The sequence below is a fragment of the Bradyrhizobium sp. 63_E2_N1_3 genome (assembly GCF_052076005.1).
In the GTDB taxonomy this organism is placed as follows: domain Bacteria; phylum Pseudomonadota; class Alphaproteobacteria; order Rhizobiales; family Xanthobacteraceae; genus Bradyrhizobium; species Bradyrhizobium barranii.
Map to the genome: position 1 here is coordinate 2,881,450 of NZ_CP197235.1, position 15,555 is coordinate 2,897,004.

At 62.6% G+C, this 15,555-nt stretch carries 14 protein-coding genes; 10 read left to right on the forward strand and 4 right to left on the reverse strand.

Features of this window, described 5'->3' with window-relative positions:
* Positions 1-219 precede the first annotated feature (219 nt).
* The 4 genes from AB7531_RS13370 to AB7531_RS13385 all read left to right on the forward strand — a co-directional run bounded on the left by AB7531_RS13370 (position 220) and on the right by AB7531_RS13385 (position 4,494).
* Entirely contained in the window at positions 220-561 is a 342-nt protein-coding gene (locus AB7531_RS13370; RefSeq protein ID WP_063986218.1) for a hypothetical protein, read from the forward strand.
* Positions 562-1,234: 673 nt separating this feature from the next.
* Positions 1,235-2,509: a CaiB/BaiF CoA transferase family protein gene (locus AB7531_RS13375; protein WP_063982071.1), complete on the forward strand. Its 1,275-nt coding sequence runs from the start codon at positions 1,235-1,237 to the stop codon at positions 2,507-2,509.
* 182 nt (positions 2,510-2,691) lie between these two features.
* Complete coding sequence (locus AB7531_RS13380; RefSeq protein ID WP_063982072.1) at positions 2,692-3,921, forward strand: acyl-CoA dehydrogenase family protein; 1,230 nt, start codon at positions 2,692-2,694, stop codon at positions 3,919-3,921.
* Between the two features lie 9 nt (positions 3,922-3,930).
* Entirely contained in the window at positions 3,931-4,494 is a 564-nt protein-coding gene (locus AB7531_RS13385) for a flavin reductase family protein (RefSeq protein ID WP_014493742.1), read from the forward strand.
* 24 nt (positions 4,495-4,518) lie between these two features.
* Here AB7531_RS13385 and AB7531_RS13390 read toward each other — a convergent pair whose 3' ends face one another.
* Positions 4,519-5,427 carry an NAD(P)-dependent oxidoreductase gene (locus tag AB7531_RS13390; RefSeq protein WP_063982074.1) on the reverse strand — a complete coding sequence of 303 codons (909 nt, stop codon included), beginning with the start codon at positions 5,425-5,427 and terminating at the stop codon, positions 4,519-4,521.
* A 165-nt stretch (positions 5,428-5,592) separates the two neighbouring features.
* On the opposite strand from AB7531_RS13390, the gene AB7531_RS13395 reads away from it, so the two are divergent.
* The 6 genes from AB7531_RS13395 (at position 5,593) to AB7531_RS13420 (ending at position 11,950) form a co-directional block, all read left to right on the forward strand.
* Positions 5,593-6,576 (forward strand): ABC transporter substrate-binding protein, encoded by a 984-nt coding sequence (locus AB7531_RS13395; RefSeq protein ID WP_063986219.1) that lies wholly within the window; start codon positions 5,593-5,595, stop codon positions 6,574-6,576.
* A 76-nt stretch (positions 6,577-6,652) separates the two neighbouring features.
* Positions 6,653-8,347, forward strand: coding sequence for a dihydroxy-acid dehydratase (ilvD, locus tag AB7531_RS13400; protein WP_063982075.1), 1,695 nt, complete (start codon positions 6,653-6,655; stop codon positions 8,345-8,347).
* A gap of 124 nt (positions 8,348-8,471) precedes the next feature.
* The gene (locus tag AB7531_RS13405) at positions 8,472-9,317 is read left to right on the forward strand and encodes an ABC transporter ATP-binding protein (protein WP_063982076.1); all 846 of its coding nucleotides are present in this window, start codon (positions 8,472-8,474) and stop codon (positions 9,315-9,317) included.
* Entirely contained in the window at positions 9,314-10,099 is a 786-nt protein-coding gene (locus tag AB7531_RS13410) for an ABC transporter permease (protein ID WP_063982077.1), read from the forward strand. The genes AB7531_RS13405 and AB7531_RS13410 overlap by 4 nt, the downstream gene beginning before the upstream one ends.
* Positions 10,096-10,863, forward strand: coding sequence for an ABC transporter permease (locus AB7531_RS13415; RefSeq protein ID WP_063982078.1), 768 nt, complete (start codon positions 10,096-10,098; stop codon positions 10,861-10,863). The genes AB7531_RS13410 and AB7531_RS13415 overlap by 4 nt, the downstream gene beginning before the upstream one ends.
* Positions 10,864-10,903: 40 nt before the next feature.
* Positions 10,904-11,950, forward strand: coding sequence for a hypothetical protein (locus AB7531_RS13420; protein WP_063982079.1), 1,047 nt, complete (start codon positions 10,904-10,906; stop codon positions 11,948-11,950).
* Here the strand turns inward: AB7531_RS13420 and AB7531_RS13425 are convergent.
* The 3 genes from AB7531_RS13425 to AB7531_RS13435 are packed head-to-tail and all read right to left on the reverse strand — an operon-like array spanning position 11,947 to position 15,554.
* Positions 11,947-12,939 carry a 3-hydroxybutyryl-CoA dehydrogenase gene (locus AB7531_RS13425; protein WP_063982080.1) on the reverse strand — a complete coding sequence of 331 codons (993 nt, stop codon included), beginning with the start codon at positions 12,937-12,939 and terminating at the stop codon, positions 11,947-11,949. The two genes, AB7531_RS13420 and AB7531_RS13425, sit on opposite strands and share 4 nt — an antisense overlap.
* Before the next feature lie 3 nt (positions 12,940-12,942).
* Complete coding sequence (locus AB7531_RS13430) at positions 12,943-14,031, reverse strand: NAD/NADP-dependent octopine/nopaline dehydrogenase family protein (RefSeq protein ID WP_063982081.1); 1,089 nt, start codon at positions 14,029-14,031, stop codon at positions 12,943-12,945.
* Positions 14,028-15,554, reverse strand: a complete 1,527-nt coding sequence (locus AB7531_RS13435; protein WP_063982082.1) for a class I adenylate-forming enzyme family protein — start codon at positions 15,552-15,554, stop codon at positions 14,028-14,030. The genes AB7531_RS13430 and AB7531_RS13435 overlap by 4 nt, the downstream gene beginning before the upstream one ends.
* Between the last annotated feature and the right edge of the window lies 1 nt (position 15,555).

The window sequence follows — 15,555 nt, forward strand, 5'->3', positions numbered from 1 at the left end:
GATCGCGCTTGGTCACGCGATCTGCCACTTTTTTCTTTTTCGTGGAGAGACGATGACCGCCTAACTGATATCGCTCGCACTCGCGGGCTTGGTTGCAATCGTGTTGTGGGAGACGTTTTCTTGAGCGATGAGATCGAAAGGGAGTTCGCGAGCGAGCCGGCCCGCCCGCCCGCGCGACGGAAGACGTCTAAGGCGCGGATGCTGACCGAGACTGATTGTATCCTTCTACTTCGCCAAGCGTGGTTTCGAGAACGTTGCAAGGATCATCAACCAGATGATGAAATCAGGGCGATCGTGGCTGAGACACTGGCCGAGCAACACAGGGTGCAACAGGAGAGCATCGATGCCTTCGTACTGAAGGCCGTCGCATCGGTGCTAACTTCCTTCGGAATCGAACATGACGACCGGAAGGAGCTAAGGGCTGATCTCCAACACGTGCGGAGGTGGCGAAAGAGCGTGGAGCAGGCGCAGAGCTACACCTTCAAGGCCGTTATCACGGTGATCGCGACCGGACTGATGGGGGCCGTTTTGCTAGGCGTTAGGGTCGTGCTGGGCAAGTGAGCTCCCACGGTGCCGACATCGCTGCACTTGCACGCACGCTATTTCCCGCAAACGGGCCGTACAAAATTCGCATCGTTGATGCATCCGATGACGACCTCGTCGAGACGTTGGCTGATCTGCATCGGTCGACGTTCTTCGACACGGCGGCCATGCCGCAATTCGAGTTGGGAGCGTGGTGGCTTGCCTAACATGGCGATGAGGCGGTCGCATTTGCCGGCGTCATACCGTCGACGCACATTCGAAACGGCGCTACTTCTCGAGGGTCGGCGTGCTGCGACGGCATTGGGAGCGGGGACTTCAGGGGGCTGCGTATCGAAAGGGATGTCATTGTCTTGAATACGACGGACAACTTCATCCAGGCGGGCTATCGGCTCTTCGAGCCAGAGGTGCCCGAGGCCTCGGCGCACACGCTCTATTGGCGGAAGTGGCTTCGCTGAGCAGGGTTTCCCGTAATGCGGAACGTACTTTTCTCGGCGTAGGATGGCCAATGCGAGACACAGTGTGGCTCGCACTCCCAAGATGTTCGGGGGCCCGGCGGCTTGATGGCTGACGGGCCCTTTTTGCGTATTGAAGCGATGCGGGTGAAGCACTTGCGAAGTTGGTGGTGCCGGGCTTTAAGTTTGCTCTTGCAGGAAATTCGGCAACCATAAGCCGATGTAAGGGAGCGCCGTCGATGCCCACCAAGCCTCAATTACCGGAACGTTCGTCGCGGGCGACGGGCGCGCCTACCGCGCTCGACGGTCTGTTGGTCGTCGATTTTACGCGGGTCGTGGCGGGGCCGGCCTGCACGCAGACGCTTGCCGATTTCGGTGCACGCGTCATCAAGATCGAGAATCCGGATGGTGGCGACGATACGCGGGCCTACGAACACGCCGAAATCGGCGGAGAAAGCGCCGCCTATCTGAGCCTGAACCGCAACAAGCGCGGCATCGCGCTCGACCTGACCATGCCGCAGGCTCGCGAGATCGCACTGGACCTGATCCGGAAGGCGGATGTAGTCGTGGAGAATTTTTCGAGCGGGGTCATGAAGAAGTTCGGCCTCGACTACGAGGCGGTCGCGCCGCTCAACCCGCGGCTGGTCTATTGCTCGATCTCGGCTTACGGACGCTCAGGACCATTTGCCGCGCGGCCCGGCTTCGATCCCATCACGCAGGCGGAAAGCGGCTTCATGTCCCTCAATGGGTTCGCCGATGGGCCTGCGGTTCGTACCGGCCCGCCGATCGTGGACATGGCGACGGGGATGTCCGCCTGCAACGCCATCCTGCTGGCGCTGTTGGCGCGCGATCGGCTCGGCCGTGGGCAGCATGTCGAGGTCGCCCTGTTCGACGTCGCCATGGGCATGACCGGCTTCTACGGCATGGCCTATCTGATCAACGGCGAAAACCCTGGCCGGTTCGGCAATTCGCCGAACGGGTCCCCCACTGTTGGTGTCTATGAAGCTTCCGATGGGCCGCTTTACATGGCCTGCGCCAACGACCGGCTCTATCGCCGGCTGGTGGTCGAGGTGCTGAACCGGCCCGATTTGATCACTGATCCGCAGTTCGCGTCGCGCAAAGCGCGCTCTGAGAACAAGGAGCTCCTGCGGGCAGCCATCGCAGAGGTCTTTGCGAGCGATACCCTCGAGAACTGGATAGCGAAGATGAAGCTGGCCAATATCCCGGTCGGCTATCTCCGAACGGTCGAGGAGGGGTTCAATGCGCCCGAGGCCCGCGAGCGCCATCGCCTGAACAGGATTCCGCACCGTACTGCAGAGTGGGTCCCCAATATCGAACCTCCGATCAATATGAGCCTGACGGGAGCGATTGATCCCGTCGCTGCGCCCCTGTTAGGCGAGCATACCGAAGACGTCCTGCGTGATACGCTCGGTTACGACGAGCGCCGGATTTCGGAGTTCACTCAGAAGGGCGTCTTTGGATCAGACAAGCCATCGACCTCAGGCCAAGCCTGAGCGGTCAGGTCCGCGGAGCCAGGCACCGCAAAGTTCGCGGAAAGCTGCTTTGAGAAGACGGTGTACGTGACATCGCATTCCTGCGGACAGCCGGGATGCAGGGCGACCACGCAACGTTAACCCTGCCCAGCTTGATTTGGCGAAGTTCCCGCCGCATAACTATGTGAAAGCGAGGGACACGAATGGCGCCTGGTCAAGGGCCGAGCATGGGCCAGCCGACGGGGCAGGAAGCCGGCGAACGCGCCTATGCGGCAATGATCGCGAGGACCCGGGCGCTCGTGCCGCGGCTGCGAGAGCGGGCTGCCCGCACGGAGGAGCTGCGGCATCTTCCGACGGAAACCGAGAAGGATCTCCACGACGCTGGCCTGTTCCGCATGCTGCAGCCGAAGCGCATCGGCGGTGCCGAGCTTGACTATGTCGCCCTTGTCGACTGCGCCGAACTGCTGGGAATGGCGGATGCGTCAGTGGCGTGGAATCTCGCTAACCTGGCGAGCCATCACTGGATGCTCGGCATGTTCGAGCAGAAGGCGCAGGATCTGGTCTGGGGCCGTGATCCCGACGCGCTGATTGCGTCCTCGTTCATTTTTCCAGCCGGTCGCGCCACGAGGGTCGAGGGCGGTTACAGGTTGCACGGGAGCTGGCCGTTCTCCTCGGGCGTTGCCTCCTGCGAATGGAACATGCTTGCAAGCGTTGTCTATTCCGACGACGAAGCAGACGGGATCGAGTACCGAATCTTCCTGCTGCCGAAAGTCGACTACAAGGTGCTCGACACCTGGAATGTCACGGGACTGCGCGGTACCGGCTCCTGCGATGTCGAAGTCAGGGACGTTTTCGTGGCCGACTATATGACGGTAGCGGTTGGCGATCTTGCCGGTGGCCCGACGCCGGGAAGCACGGTCAATCCCAATCCGCTGTATGCGCTACCTGTGTTCTCGCTATTTCCTTACGTCCTCTCCGGCGTCGCGCTGGGGAACGCTCAAGTATGCCTCGACGATTATGCGGAGGTCGCACGTCATCGCATTTCAACCTACAACCGCGCCAAGCTCAGCGACTTTCAAAGCACTCAGATCAAGATCGCGGAGGCTTCGGCCAAGATCGACGCTGCGCGCCTGATCATGCGTTCGGCCTGCGTCAATGCAATGGAAGATGCAAGGCGCGGCCGTATTCCTGATATGGCGATCAAGACCAGATATCGTCGCGATGGCGCATTTTCGGTGAATCTATGCACCGACGCGGTCTCGATGCTGTTTGCGGCGAGCGGAGCGCGCGGTCTGTTCACGACGGGCGTGTTGCAGCGGCAGTTCCGCGATGCGCACGCGATCAACTCGCATCTTGCGTTCAACTTCGATGCGGCCGGAACCAATTACGGACGGGTGGCTCTGGGCCTGCCGTCCGAGAATCTCACGCTGTGAGGCCGGCCGATGAATGATCTGCCGAAGCAGCCGGCCATTTCCGATCCAGCCAATGAACTCGCCAGCGACAGTTCGCCGATCGATCCTCGCGATTTTCGCAACGCGCTTGGCACATACGGAACGGGCGTAACGATCATCACGGCCATGGCCGCTGATGGAAAGCCCTATGGCATCACCTGCAATTCGTTCGCGTCAGTCTCCCTAAATCCCCCTCTGGTCCTCTGGAGCCTCGGATTCTATTCCTCAAGCCTCCCCGTGTTTCAGAACGCCAGCCATTTCGCCGTTCACATACTCGGCACGTCGCAGCAAACGCTTGCGAACAAATTTGCAAAATCGTCCGAAGACAAGTTCGCCGGGGTCGACTGGACCCCGGGCCTCGGGAACGCGCCGGTCCTTGCCGAGAGTGTCGCCAACTTTCAATGCCGATCGGTCAATCGCTATTATGGCGGTGACCACGTGATCTTTCTCGGCGCGGTCGAGGCCTATGCCTACAGTGCCAAGGAGCCCCTGCTGTTTGCGCGCGGGGGGTATGGCCGGTTCCTGGCTGATGATGAACGCAAGAAGTCGCCATAAGGCGATTCAAGGACGCTCGTCGGCTCAGCGGTCTGTGGCCGAGAGTTTGTAGATTTCCAAAGCGTCCGCGTCGGCGCCGCGTGCAGCCTTGGCCAGCCTGAATATCTGTCCCGCGAGGGTCGCCATCGGCACCGGCGTTGACGTCGCCCGGGCGACATCGGCGACCGTGTCGAGATCCTTGAGCATTGTCGCGATATGGCCAAGCGGCGGCGAGTGGATGCCCTGGACCATGCGCGGCACGAAGAGCTGAAGCGGGATGGAATCCGCAAAGCCGCCGGCGAGCGCCTCGGGCAGCCGGCCTGCGTCAATCCCTGCATTCGAGGCAAGGCGCGTGGCTTCCGCCAGAACGGCCATCGCGCATCCGACGATCACCTGGTTGCAGAGTTTTGTGGTTTGGCCAGCCCCGATCGGGCCCATGTGGGTGAACCTGCGTGCCATGTGCAGCACATAGGGCCGTGCCCGCTCGATGTCGGCAGCTTCTCCGCCGGCCATGATGGCGAGCGTGCCTTCCTCTGCGCCCTTGGTGCCGCCGGACACCGGCGCATCTATCCAGCCCGCGCCATTCGCGTCTTTCAGCCGCGCTGCAAGATCGCGCGCGGCGTCGGGATGGATCGACGAGAAGTCGACGACGAGCTTGCCTGCGCCGGAAGCCGCTGCAAGACCGTCGGGCCCGAAAATCACCTCTTCGACGGCGGCGGCATCGGTCACGCACATGAAGACGATATCCGCGTTCGCCAACATGTCGCGGGGCGTGGTTGCGCGCCTGGCGCCGGCCGCGACGAGCGGAGCGACCTTGCCCTCCGAACGATTCCAGACAGCGACCTGATGGCCGGCTTCGAGCAGGCGCCGGGTCATCGGCGTTCCCATCAGTCCAAGGCCGAGATAGCCCAGCCTCTCGACGCCCTGCGGGCTTGTCTTGCTCGCATCAGCCATAGGTTGCCTCCTTCTGTCGCAGCGCAAACGCCGCCTTACCATACATTGCAGGTCGGACAGTGAAACCGTTCGGCTCGCATGGCTTGCCTGATTGTTTGAACCATGAAACATTTGAGTGTCGGGTTGGGCGGCGCCGGTCGGCGCCGGAGCAGCGGAGTGGGCACGATGCGAACCGTTTCGAAGTGGATCCTGGCTTTGGGAGCGGCCGCGGCTGCGAGCGCGGGGGCAGCCCCGTCATGGGCACAGCAGACCATTCGCGTCGGCTGGACCATCCCGGCCGAGGAATCCAAGTACTGGATGATGCGCAGGCCAGCTGAGTTTCCCAATATCGGCAAGGCCTACAACATCGAATGGACCCAATTTCAGGGCACCGCGCCGATGACGCAGGCATTGGCGGCCGGCGCGCTGGACTGCGCGACGCAAGCGCCGCTGTCGCTCGCCAACGGTGTAGTTGGCGGCAATCTCAAGGCCTACATCGTGGCGCAGCACGTCTTCGAGAAGCCCGGCGGTTTCTCGGTCTATTGGGCGGTCATGGATGACTCGCCGATCAAGACGATCGCCGATCTCAAAGGCAAGACGGTCGGCATTTCCGTGATCGGCGGCGGCACGCAAGGCCCCTTCAACCTGTTGCTCAAGCAGAATGGCGTCGATCCGGCGAAGGACATCAAGCTGGTCGAGGTCGGATTTGCCGTCTCCGAAGATGCTCTGCGTCAGGGCCGCGTCGACGCAGTCAACATGAACCAGCCCTTTGCCGCACGTGCGGAGGCGAAGGGTGGCACAAGAAAGCTGTTCTCATTGTCGCAGGCAATGCCGAACATCGTACACATCCTGGAAGCCTGCCGCGCGGATTTCGTCGACAAGAACCCCGACTTGGTGAAGGCCTACGTGCGTGACATTACCTCAGGTATGAAGAAAGCACTGGCCAACCGCGAAGAGACGCTAAAGGTCGTCAATGAGGTTCTCAAGGCGCCTATTCCGGTGCTCGAGACCTATCTGCTCAAGGACAACGATTTCGGCCGCGATCCGGGTGCGGCGCCGAACTTCCCCGCGATCCAGAAGATGCTGGACATCTACGCGGAGACCGGAATGCTGCCGAAGCTGGATGCCGCGCAGTTCAAGCACGCGACGATCGTCGCGCCGCTGGAATAGGCGACGGGCGAATTGTCCCAACAAGGGGGCGCGGCGTTCCGGATCGTCCCGGACGTTGCTTGAAAAAGATGCGCGCATGAAAAAGTTGCGATCACGGGTCACGACTGACGGCCTCGACCGGGCCCCGCACCGCGCTTTCATGCGCGCAATGGGGCTCGACGACGCCGCGATCGCCAAGCCGATGGTGGGCGTCGTCAGCATGAAGGGCGAGCAGACGCCCTGCAATATGACCCACGACTTCCAAGTGGCCGCGGCAAAGACGGGAATCGAGGAGGCTGGCGGCACGCCGCGCGAATTCTCCACCGTATCGGTCTCCGACGGCATCAGCATGAATCACGAGGGAATGAAGTTTTCTCTCTTTTCGCGCGAGCTGATTGCCGATTCGATCGAAGCCGTCGTTCATGGTCTCGCCTATGACGCGCTGATCGGGTACGGCGGATGCGACAAGACACTTCCCGGCGTGATGATGGGTATGGTTCGTTGCAACGTACCGTCCATTTTCATCTACGGCGGCAGCTCGCTGCCGGGCCGGTTGGACGGGCGGACTCTCACGGTGCTCGACTCCTATGAAGCTGTCGGCAGCTTCATGACCGGAGAGATCGACGGCGCCACGCTCGAACGGATCGAGCGCGCCTGCCTGCCAACCATTGGCGCGTGCGCCGGCCAGTTTACCGCGAACACGATGGGGATGGTGTCGGAGGCGATGGGGCTGACCATTCCCAACGTCTCGATGGTGCCCGGTGTCTATGCCGAACGTGCACAGATCTCGCGCCGCGCCGGGCGGCTGGTGATGGAGATGCTGGAACGTGGCGGCCCGCTGCCGCGCGACCTCGTGACTCGGAAATCCCTCGAGAACGGTGCGGCGATTGTTGCCGCCACGGGCGGCTCGACCAACGCTGCGCTGCATCTGCCGGCGATCGCGAATGAGGCCGGGATCGCATTCACGATTGATGACGTCGGCAAGGTCTTTGCCAGGACGCCGCTGATTGGAAACTTGCGGCCGGGCGGCAAGTACACTGCGAAGGATGTCTACGACATCGGCGGCGCGGCCGTCGTGATCCGCGAGTTGATCCAGAGCGGGCACATCGATGGGAGCTGCTTGTCCGTCACGGGGCGCACGCTCGCCGAAGAATATGGCGCGGCCAACGCTCCCGATGGTGAAGTCGTTTACGCGTCTCGTGCGCCGATCATGCCCGATGGTGGCGTGGCGGTTCTGAAGGGCAATCTCTGTCCAGACGGTGCGGTGATCAAGGTCGCAGGTTTAAAGAGTCAGCACTTCGAGGGCGTTGCGCGCGTCTTCGAAGATGAGGAGGCATGTGTCAAAGCGGTCCGTGACCGCGCCTACACGGCCGGCGAGGTGCTGGTGATCCGCAATGAAGGGCCAGTCGGCGGCCCGGGCATGCGCGAGATGCTCGGCGTTACCGCGCTGATCTACGGTCAGGGTATGGGCGAGAAAGTGGCCCTGATCACCGATGGACGGTTCTCCGGCGCTACTCGCGGCATGTGCATCGGCTACGTGTCCCCCGAAGCGTTTGTCGGCGGTCCGTTGGCGCTTGTTCGCGACGGCGACAGGATCCGGATCGATGCCGCAAACCGGCGGATGGATATGCTGGTCGACGAGCAGGAACTCACGGCGCGCCGACGCGATTGGAAGCCGAGGCCGCCCCGTCACCGTGCAGGTGCGCTCGCAAAGTATGCGCGGCTGGTCGGACAGGCGCCGGGCGGAGCCGTGACACATGAGGGCCCTGCAGAATGGCCTTGGTTCGAATGATGCGCCGCTCCCGCGCGAGAATGACCGCCTGTCTGGCAAGTTTCTTGCTAAGCTTGAGCTGCTGATGGAGGACATCAGCGGATCGGTTGCGTGACATTCGCGCGTGAATCAAGTGAGAGACGGGATGAGGGTAGTGCCTTCGAGATCGAGCGAATGGGTGAATCCGGTGACGTCACAAAGGCCGGCTTCTGCGATCATCGAGATCGACCGCGTCTCCCAGGTTTTTCAGACCTCGGCGCGTAAGGATCATTTGGCGCTATCGGACATCTCGCTGACGATCGGGGAAGGAGCCTTCGTCTCCATCCTTGGTCCGTCCGGCTGCGGCAAGTCGACACTTCTTTATATCGTCGGCGGCTTCGTCAACCCGACCAGCGGCGTGGCGAGGATGAAGGGACAGACGATCACGGGGCCGGGTCCGGATCGCGGACCAGTGTTTCAGGAGTTCGCTCTGTTTCCCTGGAAGACCGTGTTGGGCAATGTGATGTATGGCCCGCGCCAGCAAGGTGTGCCTGCCACCGAGGCCGGAGCACAGAGCCGGGCCTTGATCGAGATGGTCGGCCTCAAAGGCTATGAGAACTTTTATCCCAAGGAGCTCTCGGGTGGCATGAAGCAGCGCGTCGCGCTGGCCCGGACATTGGCTTACCACCCTGAAGTTCTGCTGATGGACGAGCCGTTCGGCGCGCTCGACGCGCACACCCGTACACGCCTCCAGAATGATCTCCTGAACATCTGGGAGCGTGACCGCAAGACGGTGCTGTTCGTGACCCATTCGGTCGACGAGGCCGTCTTCCTGTCGGACAAGGTCGTGATGATGTCGAAATCTCCCGGCCGCATTCGGCAGGTGATCGACATCAATCTGCCTCGGCCGCGTCGCCGCAACGAGCTGTTGCTCGATCCGCGCTACCAGAAATACGTCGTCGACATCGAGCGCATGTTCGACGAGGTTGACGAAACCGGATCGCCGTCATGACATTGCTGGCTGCAGCCTCCAGACGTGCCGCCCCGGTGTTCGCTTGCATCGGGCTGCTGGCGGTGTGGCAGGTCGCGTCGCTGGCGCTGAAGAACGACAGCTTTCCGACGGCGATCGAGGCGATCCGCGCGATCCCGGACATCCTTGGCGACAAGGAGTCCTTGATCAACATCCTGGCCTCGCTTCGCCGCATGGCGATCGGGTTCGGTGTAGCCGTGCTGGTTTCGATCCCGCTGGGTCTGTTGATGGGGCGTAGCCGCGCCGTCGCGGCCTTCTTCAACCCGCTTCTAATGGTGATCTATCCGGTGCCGAAAGCGGCGCTGATGCCGATCATCATGCTTTGGCTGGGCGTCGGCGACATCACGAAGACGCTCGTGATCTTCCTCGGCGTCAGCCTCCCAGTGATCTATCACAGCTTTGAGGGCGCCCAAGCCGTCGAAGAGAAGATGCTGTGGTCGGGCGCCGCGATGGGACTTTCGCCGCCGCAACGGCTGGTGCGGATCGTGCTGCCGGCGGCGCTGCCGGAAATCCTGACCGGATGTCGCACCGGTCTCGTGCTGGCGCTGATCACGATGATCACCAGCGAGATGATCGCCCGCCAGTCCGGCGCCGGCAACATTCTGTTCAATGCGCTGGACATGGGCCAATACGACACCGTCTTCGCGATGATCATCATCGTGGGGGCGATGGGAATTTGCCTCGATGCGATTTTCGAGCGGGTCCGCGCACGGCTGGTGCGCTGGTCCGAGCCTCAGTTCGACATGCCGCTGAGCTTCTCATGACATCGCGTCTTCCCTCAGCAAACGTCGTTCTCGGGCTCGCGCCAATTGTGCTGGTGATCGCGGTGTGGCAAGGCCTCGTATCGTTCGGCTTTGCGCCTGCGGTCTTGCTGCCGCCGCCGGGATACGTCTTCAGCAGGTTGCTCCAGCAACTCGTGACGTGGACGTTTCAGCAGGAGATCGCGGCGACCCTGATCCGGCTGTTTGCCGGCTTTGCGATTGCGGTCGTGCTCGGTGTAAGCATCGGCATCGCCGCGGCCGCCAATCCAGCGATCAATGCCGTGGTTCGTCCAATCGTGCGCGTATTGGCACCGTTGCCTAAAGTCGCACTCTATCCGGCGTTGTTACTTCTGCTCGGCTTCGGCCACGGATCGAAGATCACGCTGGTGGCGGCGGACGCACTCTTTCCCATTTTGCTGTCCACCTATTACGGCGCGTCAGCCGTCGAGCAGAAGCTGATCTGGTCGGCGATGGCAGCGGGAACGCCGCGCTATGAAATCTTGTTCAAGGTGGTCTTGCCGGCGGCGATGCCGTCGATCCTGACTGGCTGCCGGATCGGCCTTGTCATTTCCTGCATCGTGGTGTTTCTGGCCGAGATGATTACGTCGACGGACGGGTTGGGGCATGTGCTGGTGACGGCGGCCCGAACCTTTCAGGCCGTCGACATGTTCGTACCGCTGATCACGATTTCGCTGCTGGGGTTGATCCTGAACGGCTTGCTGGGCGCCCTGCGATCGTATCTCTTGCGGGGCTTCCCCGAAGCGTGATCTGACTGAACAGAAGAAACCAGAAGACCGGGAGTGAACCATGCTGGCGGATCGCATCGAGGCAAAATGGATCGACGCGTTTAGCGAGATCTTTGAGCGCTGCGCCGTCAAGGCCGGCGATACCGCGGCGATCCTCTCGGAAACCCAATCGCGTGCGCTGAACGTTCATTTGGCGGAGCTCGCCCTGCTGCGGATGGGCGCGCGGCCGTTTCATGTGGTGATGCCGACGCCGCGTAATCGGAATATCGTGCCGGTTCGCTCGACCGGGGCAAGCGAGGCAATCCAGCGGCTTGGTCCGGTCATCACCGCACTCCAGCAGGCCGGCTTTGTGGTGGATTGCACCATCGAGGGCTTGATGCACGCGGTGGAGACGCCGGAGATCCTCAAGGCCGGTGCACGGATATTGGTGATCTCCAACGAACACCCGGAAGCGCTGGAGCGGATGGTGCCGGATCCCGCACTCGAGAAGCGTGTTCGCGCGGCGGCAAAGTTGTTGCGTGGGACGAAGCGGATGCGCGTGACATCGAAAGCCGGCACGGCGCTCGACGTTGACATGGTCGGTGCGTCCACGGTCGGCGTGTGGGGCTGGACCGACAAGCCCGGCACGCTGGCGCACTGGCCGGGTGGCATTGTGGTTAGCTTTCCCAAGAGCGGAACGATCAACGGGACGTTGGTGATGGCCCCCGGTGACATCAATCTGACCTTCAAGCGCTACCTGGCGTCCCCGGTGAAAATGACGCTGAAGGACGATTATGTCGTCGAGCTGGAGGGCGAGGGCACGGATGCGGCGATGATGCGCGCCTATCTCGCAGCGTGGGGTGATCGCGAGGCCTATGCGGTCTCGCATGTCGGTTTCGGCATGAACCCGGGGGCCCGCTACGAAGCCCTCTCGATGTATGACCAGCGCGACACCAACGGCACTGAAATTCGTGCCGTCTCCGGCAATTTCCTGTTCTCGACCGGCGCGAACGAATTTGCCGGCCGGTACACGGCGGGCCACTTTGATTTGCCGATGATGGGAACGACGATCGAACTCGACGGGGTCGCGGTCGTTCGTGATGGCGTGCTGCAGGACGTCTTCGGCTAGCTGCGGTCGAGGACCGGTGGGCGCGCCAGGCCGAAATGCCGGAGCAGGTCGACCATGGCCTGAAGCCGCTTCACGCGATAGGCATCGACGTCCATGCCTGAATAATCGAGGAAGCCGGCACCCGTTCGCAAGCCGATCCGGCCTTCTTGCATATTGCGGGAAATGACGTCCGGCGCGCGATAGCGATCGCTGCCGAGCGCGCCTTCGAGATACCGGCTGGCGTAGTACAAGATGTCGCCGCCGCCCCAGTCGATGAACTCGAGCAGTCCGAGCACGGCATAGCGGAAGCCAAAGCCGTAACGGATCGCTTTGTCGATCTCCTCGGCGCTGGCGACGCCCTCCTCGACCATGCGTGCGGCCTCGTTCATCGCCAACGCCTGGATGCGCGGGACGATGAAGCCGGGCGTCGCCGCGCACACCACGGGGACCTTTCCGATGGCTTCGAGCAGCGCCTTGACCTCATCGATGATGGCGGGATCGGTGGCTTTGCCGGGTGAAACCTCGACCAGCGGGATCAGATAGGCCGGATTGAGCCAGTGCACATTGAGGAAGCGCCGAGGGTTCACGATCGCCCCAGCGAGATCGTCGACGAGGATGGTCGACGTGGTCGAAGCGATGATCGTATCCGGGCCGACCTGCTTTGAGGCCGCCCCCAGCACCTCGCGCTTGAGCTCGACGACCTCGGGAACGCCCTCGAAGACCATCCCGGCTTCGGCCAGCGCTGCGCTGCTTCGGCTGGCCGGCACCACCGAAACCCGTGCGATGAGCGGAGCAACGTCCGCCTCCGTCAGCAGACCGAGCTTCGACAGGCTGGCAATGGTCTTGCTGACCTCGCCCAGCGAGTCCGCCTCCAGCCTGGCGAAGTCCTCCGCGGAACGGGCCTTGATGTCGATCATCGTGACCGCATGACCCGCATAGGCGAACGCGACGGCGATGCCGCGTCCCATGCGGCCGGCTCCCAGACAGGCGATATTGGCGCGACTGGTCATCGGTTAAAACCCCGTACGGAGAATCGTCTGTAGTTCGGCCTTGCCGAGATTACCTAGTCCGAGCGTCTCGAGCGTTCGGCCGCCTTGCGCAAAATCCTCACCGCACACAGCGCCGCCGATGGAGAGGAATGCTCTGGCCAGCGGCGTGGATACACCCGCGATGCCGGCAACGGAGACCAGCAGCGACAGCCCAAGCCGCAGATCCTCACGCATATAGCGGTGCTCGGTCAGCACGATCCGCTCACGCCAGTCGCCGGAATCGGTCAGCCGGTCGTGCGAGCCACGGCCATACATCCAGATCTCGTCCTCTTTGGCGTAGTGGTGGGCCAGCGGAAAATGCGGTGCGCCATAGCCAAGCGCTTCGCGCACCGCGATTCGTTCTGCGTCGAGCGCGTCGGTCACCCGGCGGATCGCGGCCTGCGTTCCTTCCTTGTGGATGTCCCATCGTTCGAAATGCTCGATCGGGCCCGCGTTCATCACGATCAACGGCGGGTGAATAATGGGCCCAGCATTCATCAGCGCGCCGGAGAGTGCATCGCCGCAGGGCTCGATCGCATCAGGGAAAGCGCGTCCGATCACTTCGATTGCATGCGCGGCCCGATCGAGCGGAAACACGCCAACCGGCAACCGCTTGGCGCGGATGGTAATCGCGACCTCGAACGGCCCGTGCTTGCGGGTCAGCCAAGGCAGCGTGCCGGTCTCGGCAAAGCTCGCCTTGGCGTGGTTTCCGGCATCCCGCGCGGCTTGGGCGAAGATCATCGAGCCGAATGTGGCGGGCGGCAGGAACACGACCTGGCCGTCCTGCAAATGCGGAGCGAGCAAACGAGCAATGTCCGGCTGCGCGAAGGCAGGGGCGGGGCACAGAATCAGCTCGGTGCCATCAATTGCTTCGGCGATGTCGGTCGTCACCAGCGCGAGCTTCACATCGTGCCGGCCATTATGATCCTTCACCAGGATGCGCGAGCCGGCCGCGCGATGCGCCGTCACCTGATCAGCGTCGCGGCGCCAGAGCTGGACCTCATGCCCGGACAGCGCAAAATCGCCCGCGGCCGCGAAAGAGCCGTTTCCCCCACCCAGAACTGCAATCTTCAAGATGCTTCTCCTTGCGCGCGCGATTGCGCATCAAGCTGCTTCAGCAGGAAATGCTGGACCTTGCCCAGCGCCGTGCGCGGCAGGTCGTTGACGAAGACGATGTCGCGCGGAACCTTGTAACGGGCGAGCTGCGTCTGAAGATGCGCTCTCAGCTCCTCCGCTTCGAGCCGGCAGCCGGACCGCCCGATGACATAGGCGATCGGCACCTCGTCCCAGCGCGGGTCCGGCCGGCCGATCACGGCGCATTCGCTGACATCGGGATGTTCGAGCAGGACGCGCTCGATCTCGGCCGGATAGACGTTCTCGCCGCCGGAAATAATCACATTCTTCTTGCGGTCGCGGACCCAGAAATAGCCGTCGGCGTCGCACAGGCCGATATCGCCGGTGCGATACCAACCGTCGTGCAGCGCATCGCGCGTGGCATCCGCATTGCCCCAATATTCGAAGAACACGTTGGGCCCTCGCACGGCGATTTCGCCCGGCGTACCCGCAGGGACCTCATTGCCGGCCTGATCGATCACCTTCGCTTCGCAGCACAGGCCGGCAAGTCCGGTCGATCCCGCGCGCGAAAGATCGCCGCCAAGCCGGGTGTAGATTGCGATGGGGCAGGTTTCCGTCGAACCATAGACCTGAAGCACCGGAACATCGCGCGCCACGAAGCGATCGATCAGGTGCGGTGGCACGATGGTCGAGCCGGTCGAGACGGCCTTGAGCGACGAGAGATCGGTCGTTGTCCAGGCGGGATGCTCGCTCACGGCCTGGAGGATTGCAGGCACCATCACTGTCAGGGTCGGTCTTTCCCGTTCAATGGCCGCGAGCGCAGTATCTGGCGTGAAGCGGGCGTGGATCGTGACCGTCGCACCAAGCTGCAGCGCCGGCGTGGTTTGGATGTTGAGGCCACCGACATGGAAGAACGGCAGTACCGTCAGCACGTGATCATCTGACGTCATGTTCTGCATGTGCTGGCTCATGACGCCGTTCCAGAACAAGGCTTCTTGCCGCAGAACAGCGCCCTTCGGCCGTCCCGTCGTTCCAGACGTGTAGACGACGAGCAGCGGGCAGGAGAGATCAGTGTGCGGATTGCGGCCGCTGCCTTCGCTGCGACCCAGCAGGTCTTCGAATGTTACGCCCCGCGACGGCGCGAAATCGAGGCCGATGACGGCCGTCCCCGGCGCAAGCTCCGGGAGAACTCCGGCAAATGCCTGCTCGAGTACCAGGACCTTTGCGCCCGCATCGGTGAGAATGAAGCGCTGCTCGGCAACCGCCAGCCGCCAGTTCAGCGGCACCAGCATCGCACCAAGTCGCGCGCATGCGTAGAGCAGAACCAGATAGTCCGGCCGGTTCAGGCTCAGGATTGCGACGCGGTCGCCTCGGCCAACGCCGAGCTCCTGCTTCAACGCCGTGGCGGTCCGTTCGATGCGCGCGGCGAGTGCGGCGTAGCTCAGCCGCTCACCCTCGAAGGCGATCGCCGTCTTGTCTGGCGCGAACGCCGCGTTGCGATCGATCAGACTACAGAGGTCCACG

Bases quoted from the DNA above. Each gene is read 5' to 3' on its own strand.
- AB7531_RS13375 (WP_063982071.1), top strand. From the start codon at position 1,235: ATGCCCACCAAGCCTCAATTACCGGAACGTTCGTCGCGGGCGACGGGC.
- AB7531_RS13380 (WP_063982072.1), top strand. From the start codon at position 2,692: ATGGCGCCTGGTCAAGGGCCGAGCATGGGCCAGCCGACGGGGCAGGAA.
- AB7531_RS13385 (WP_014493742.1), top strand. From the start codon at position 3,931: ATGAATGATCTGCCGAAGCAGCCGGCCATTTCCGATCCAGCCAATGAA.
- AB7531_RS13390 (WP_063982074.1), bottom strand. From the start codon at position 5,427: ATGGCTGATGCGAGCAAGACAAGCCCGCAGGGCGTCGAGAGGCTGGGC.
- AB7531_RS13395 (WP_063986219.1), top strand. From the start codon at position 5,593: ATGCGAACCGTTTCGAAGTGGATCCTGGCTTTGGGAGCGGCCGCGGCT.
- ilvD (WP_063982075.1), top strand. From the start codon at position 6,653: ATGAAAAAGTTGCGATCACGGGTCACGACTGACGGCCTCGACCGGGCC.
- AB7531_RS13405 (WP_063982076.1), top strand. From the start codon at position 8,472: ATGAGGGTAGTGCCTTCGAGATCGAGCGAATGGGTGAATCCGGTGACG.
- AB7531_RS13410 (WP_063982077.1), top strand. From the start codon at position 9,314: ATGACATTGCTGGCTGCAGCCTCCAGACGTGCCGCCCCGGTGTTCGCT.
- AB7531_RS13415 (WP_063982078.1), top strand. From the start codon at position 10,096: ATGACATCGCGTCTTCCCTCAGCAAACGTCGTTCTCGGGCTCGCGCCA.
- AB7531_RS13420 (WP_063982079.1), top strand. From the start codon at position 10,904: ATGCTGGCGGATCGCATCGAGGCAAAATGGATCGACGCGTTTAGCGAG.
- AB7531_RS13425 (WP_063982080.1), bottom strand. From the start codon at position 12,939: ATGACCAGTCGCGCCAATATCGCCTGTCTGGGAGCCGGCCGCATGGGA.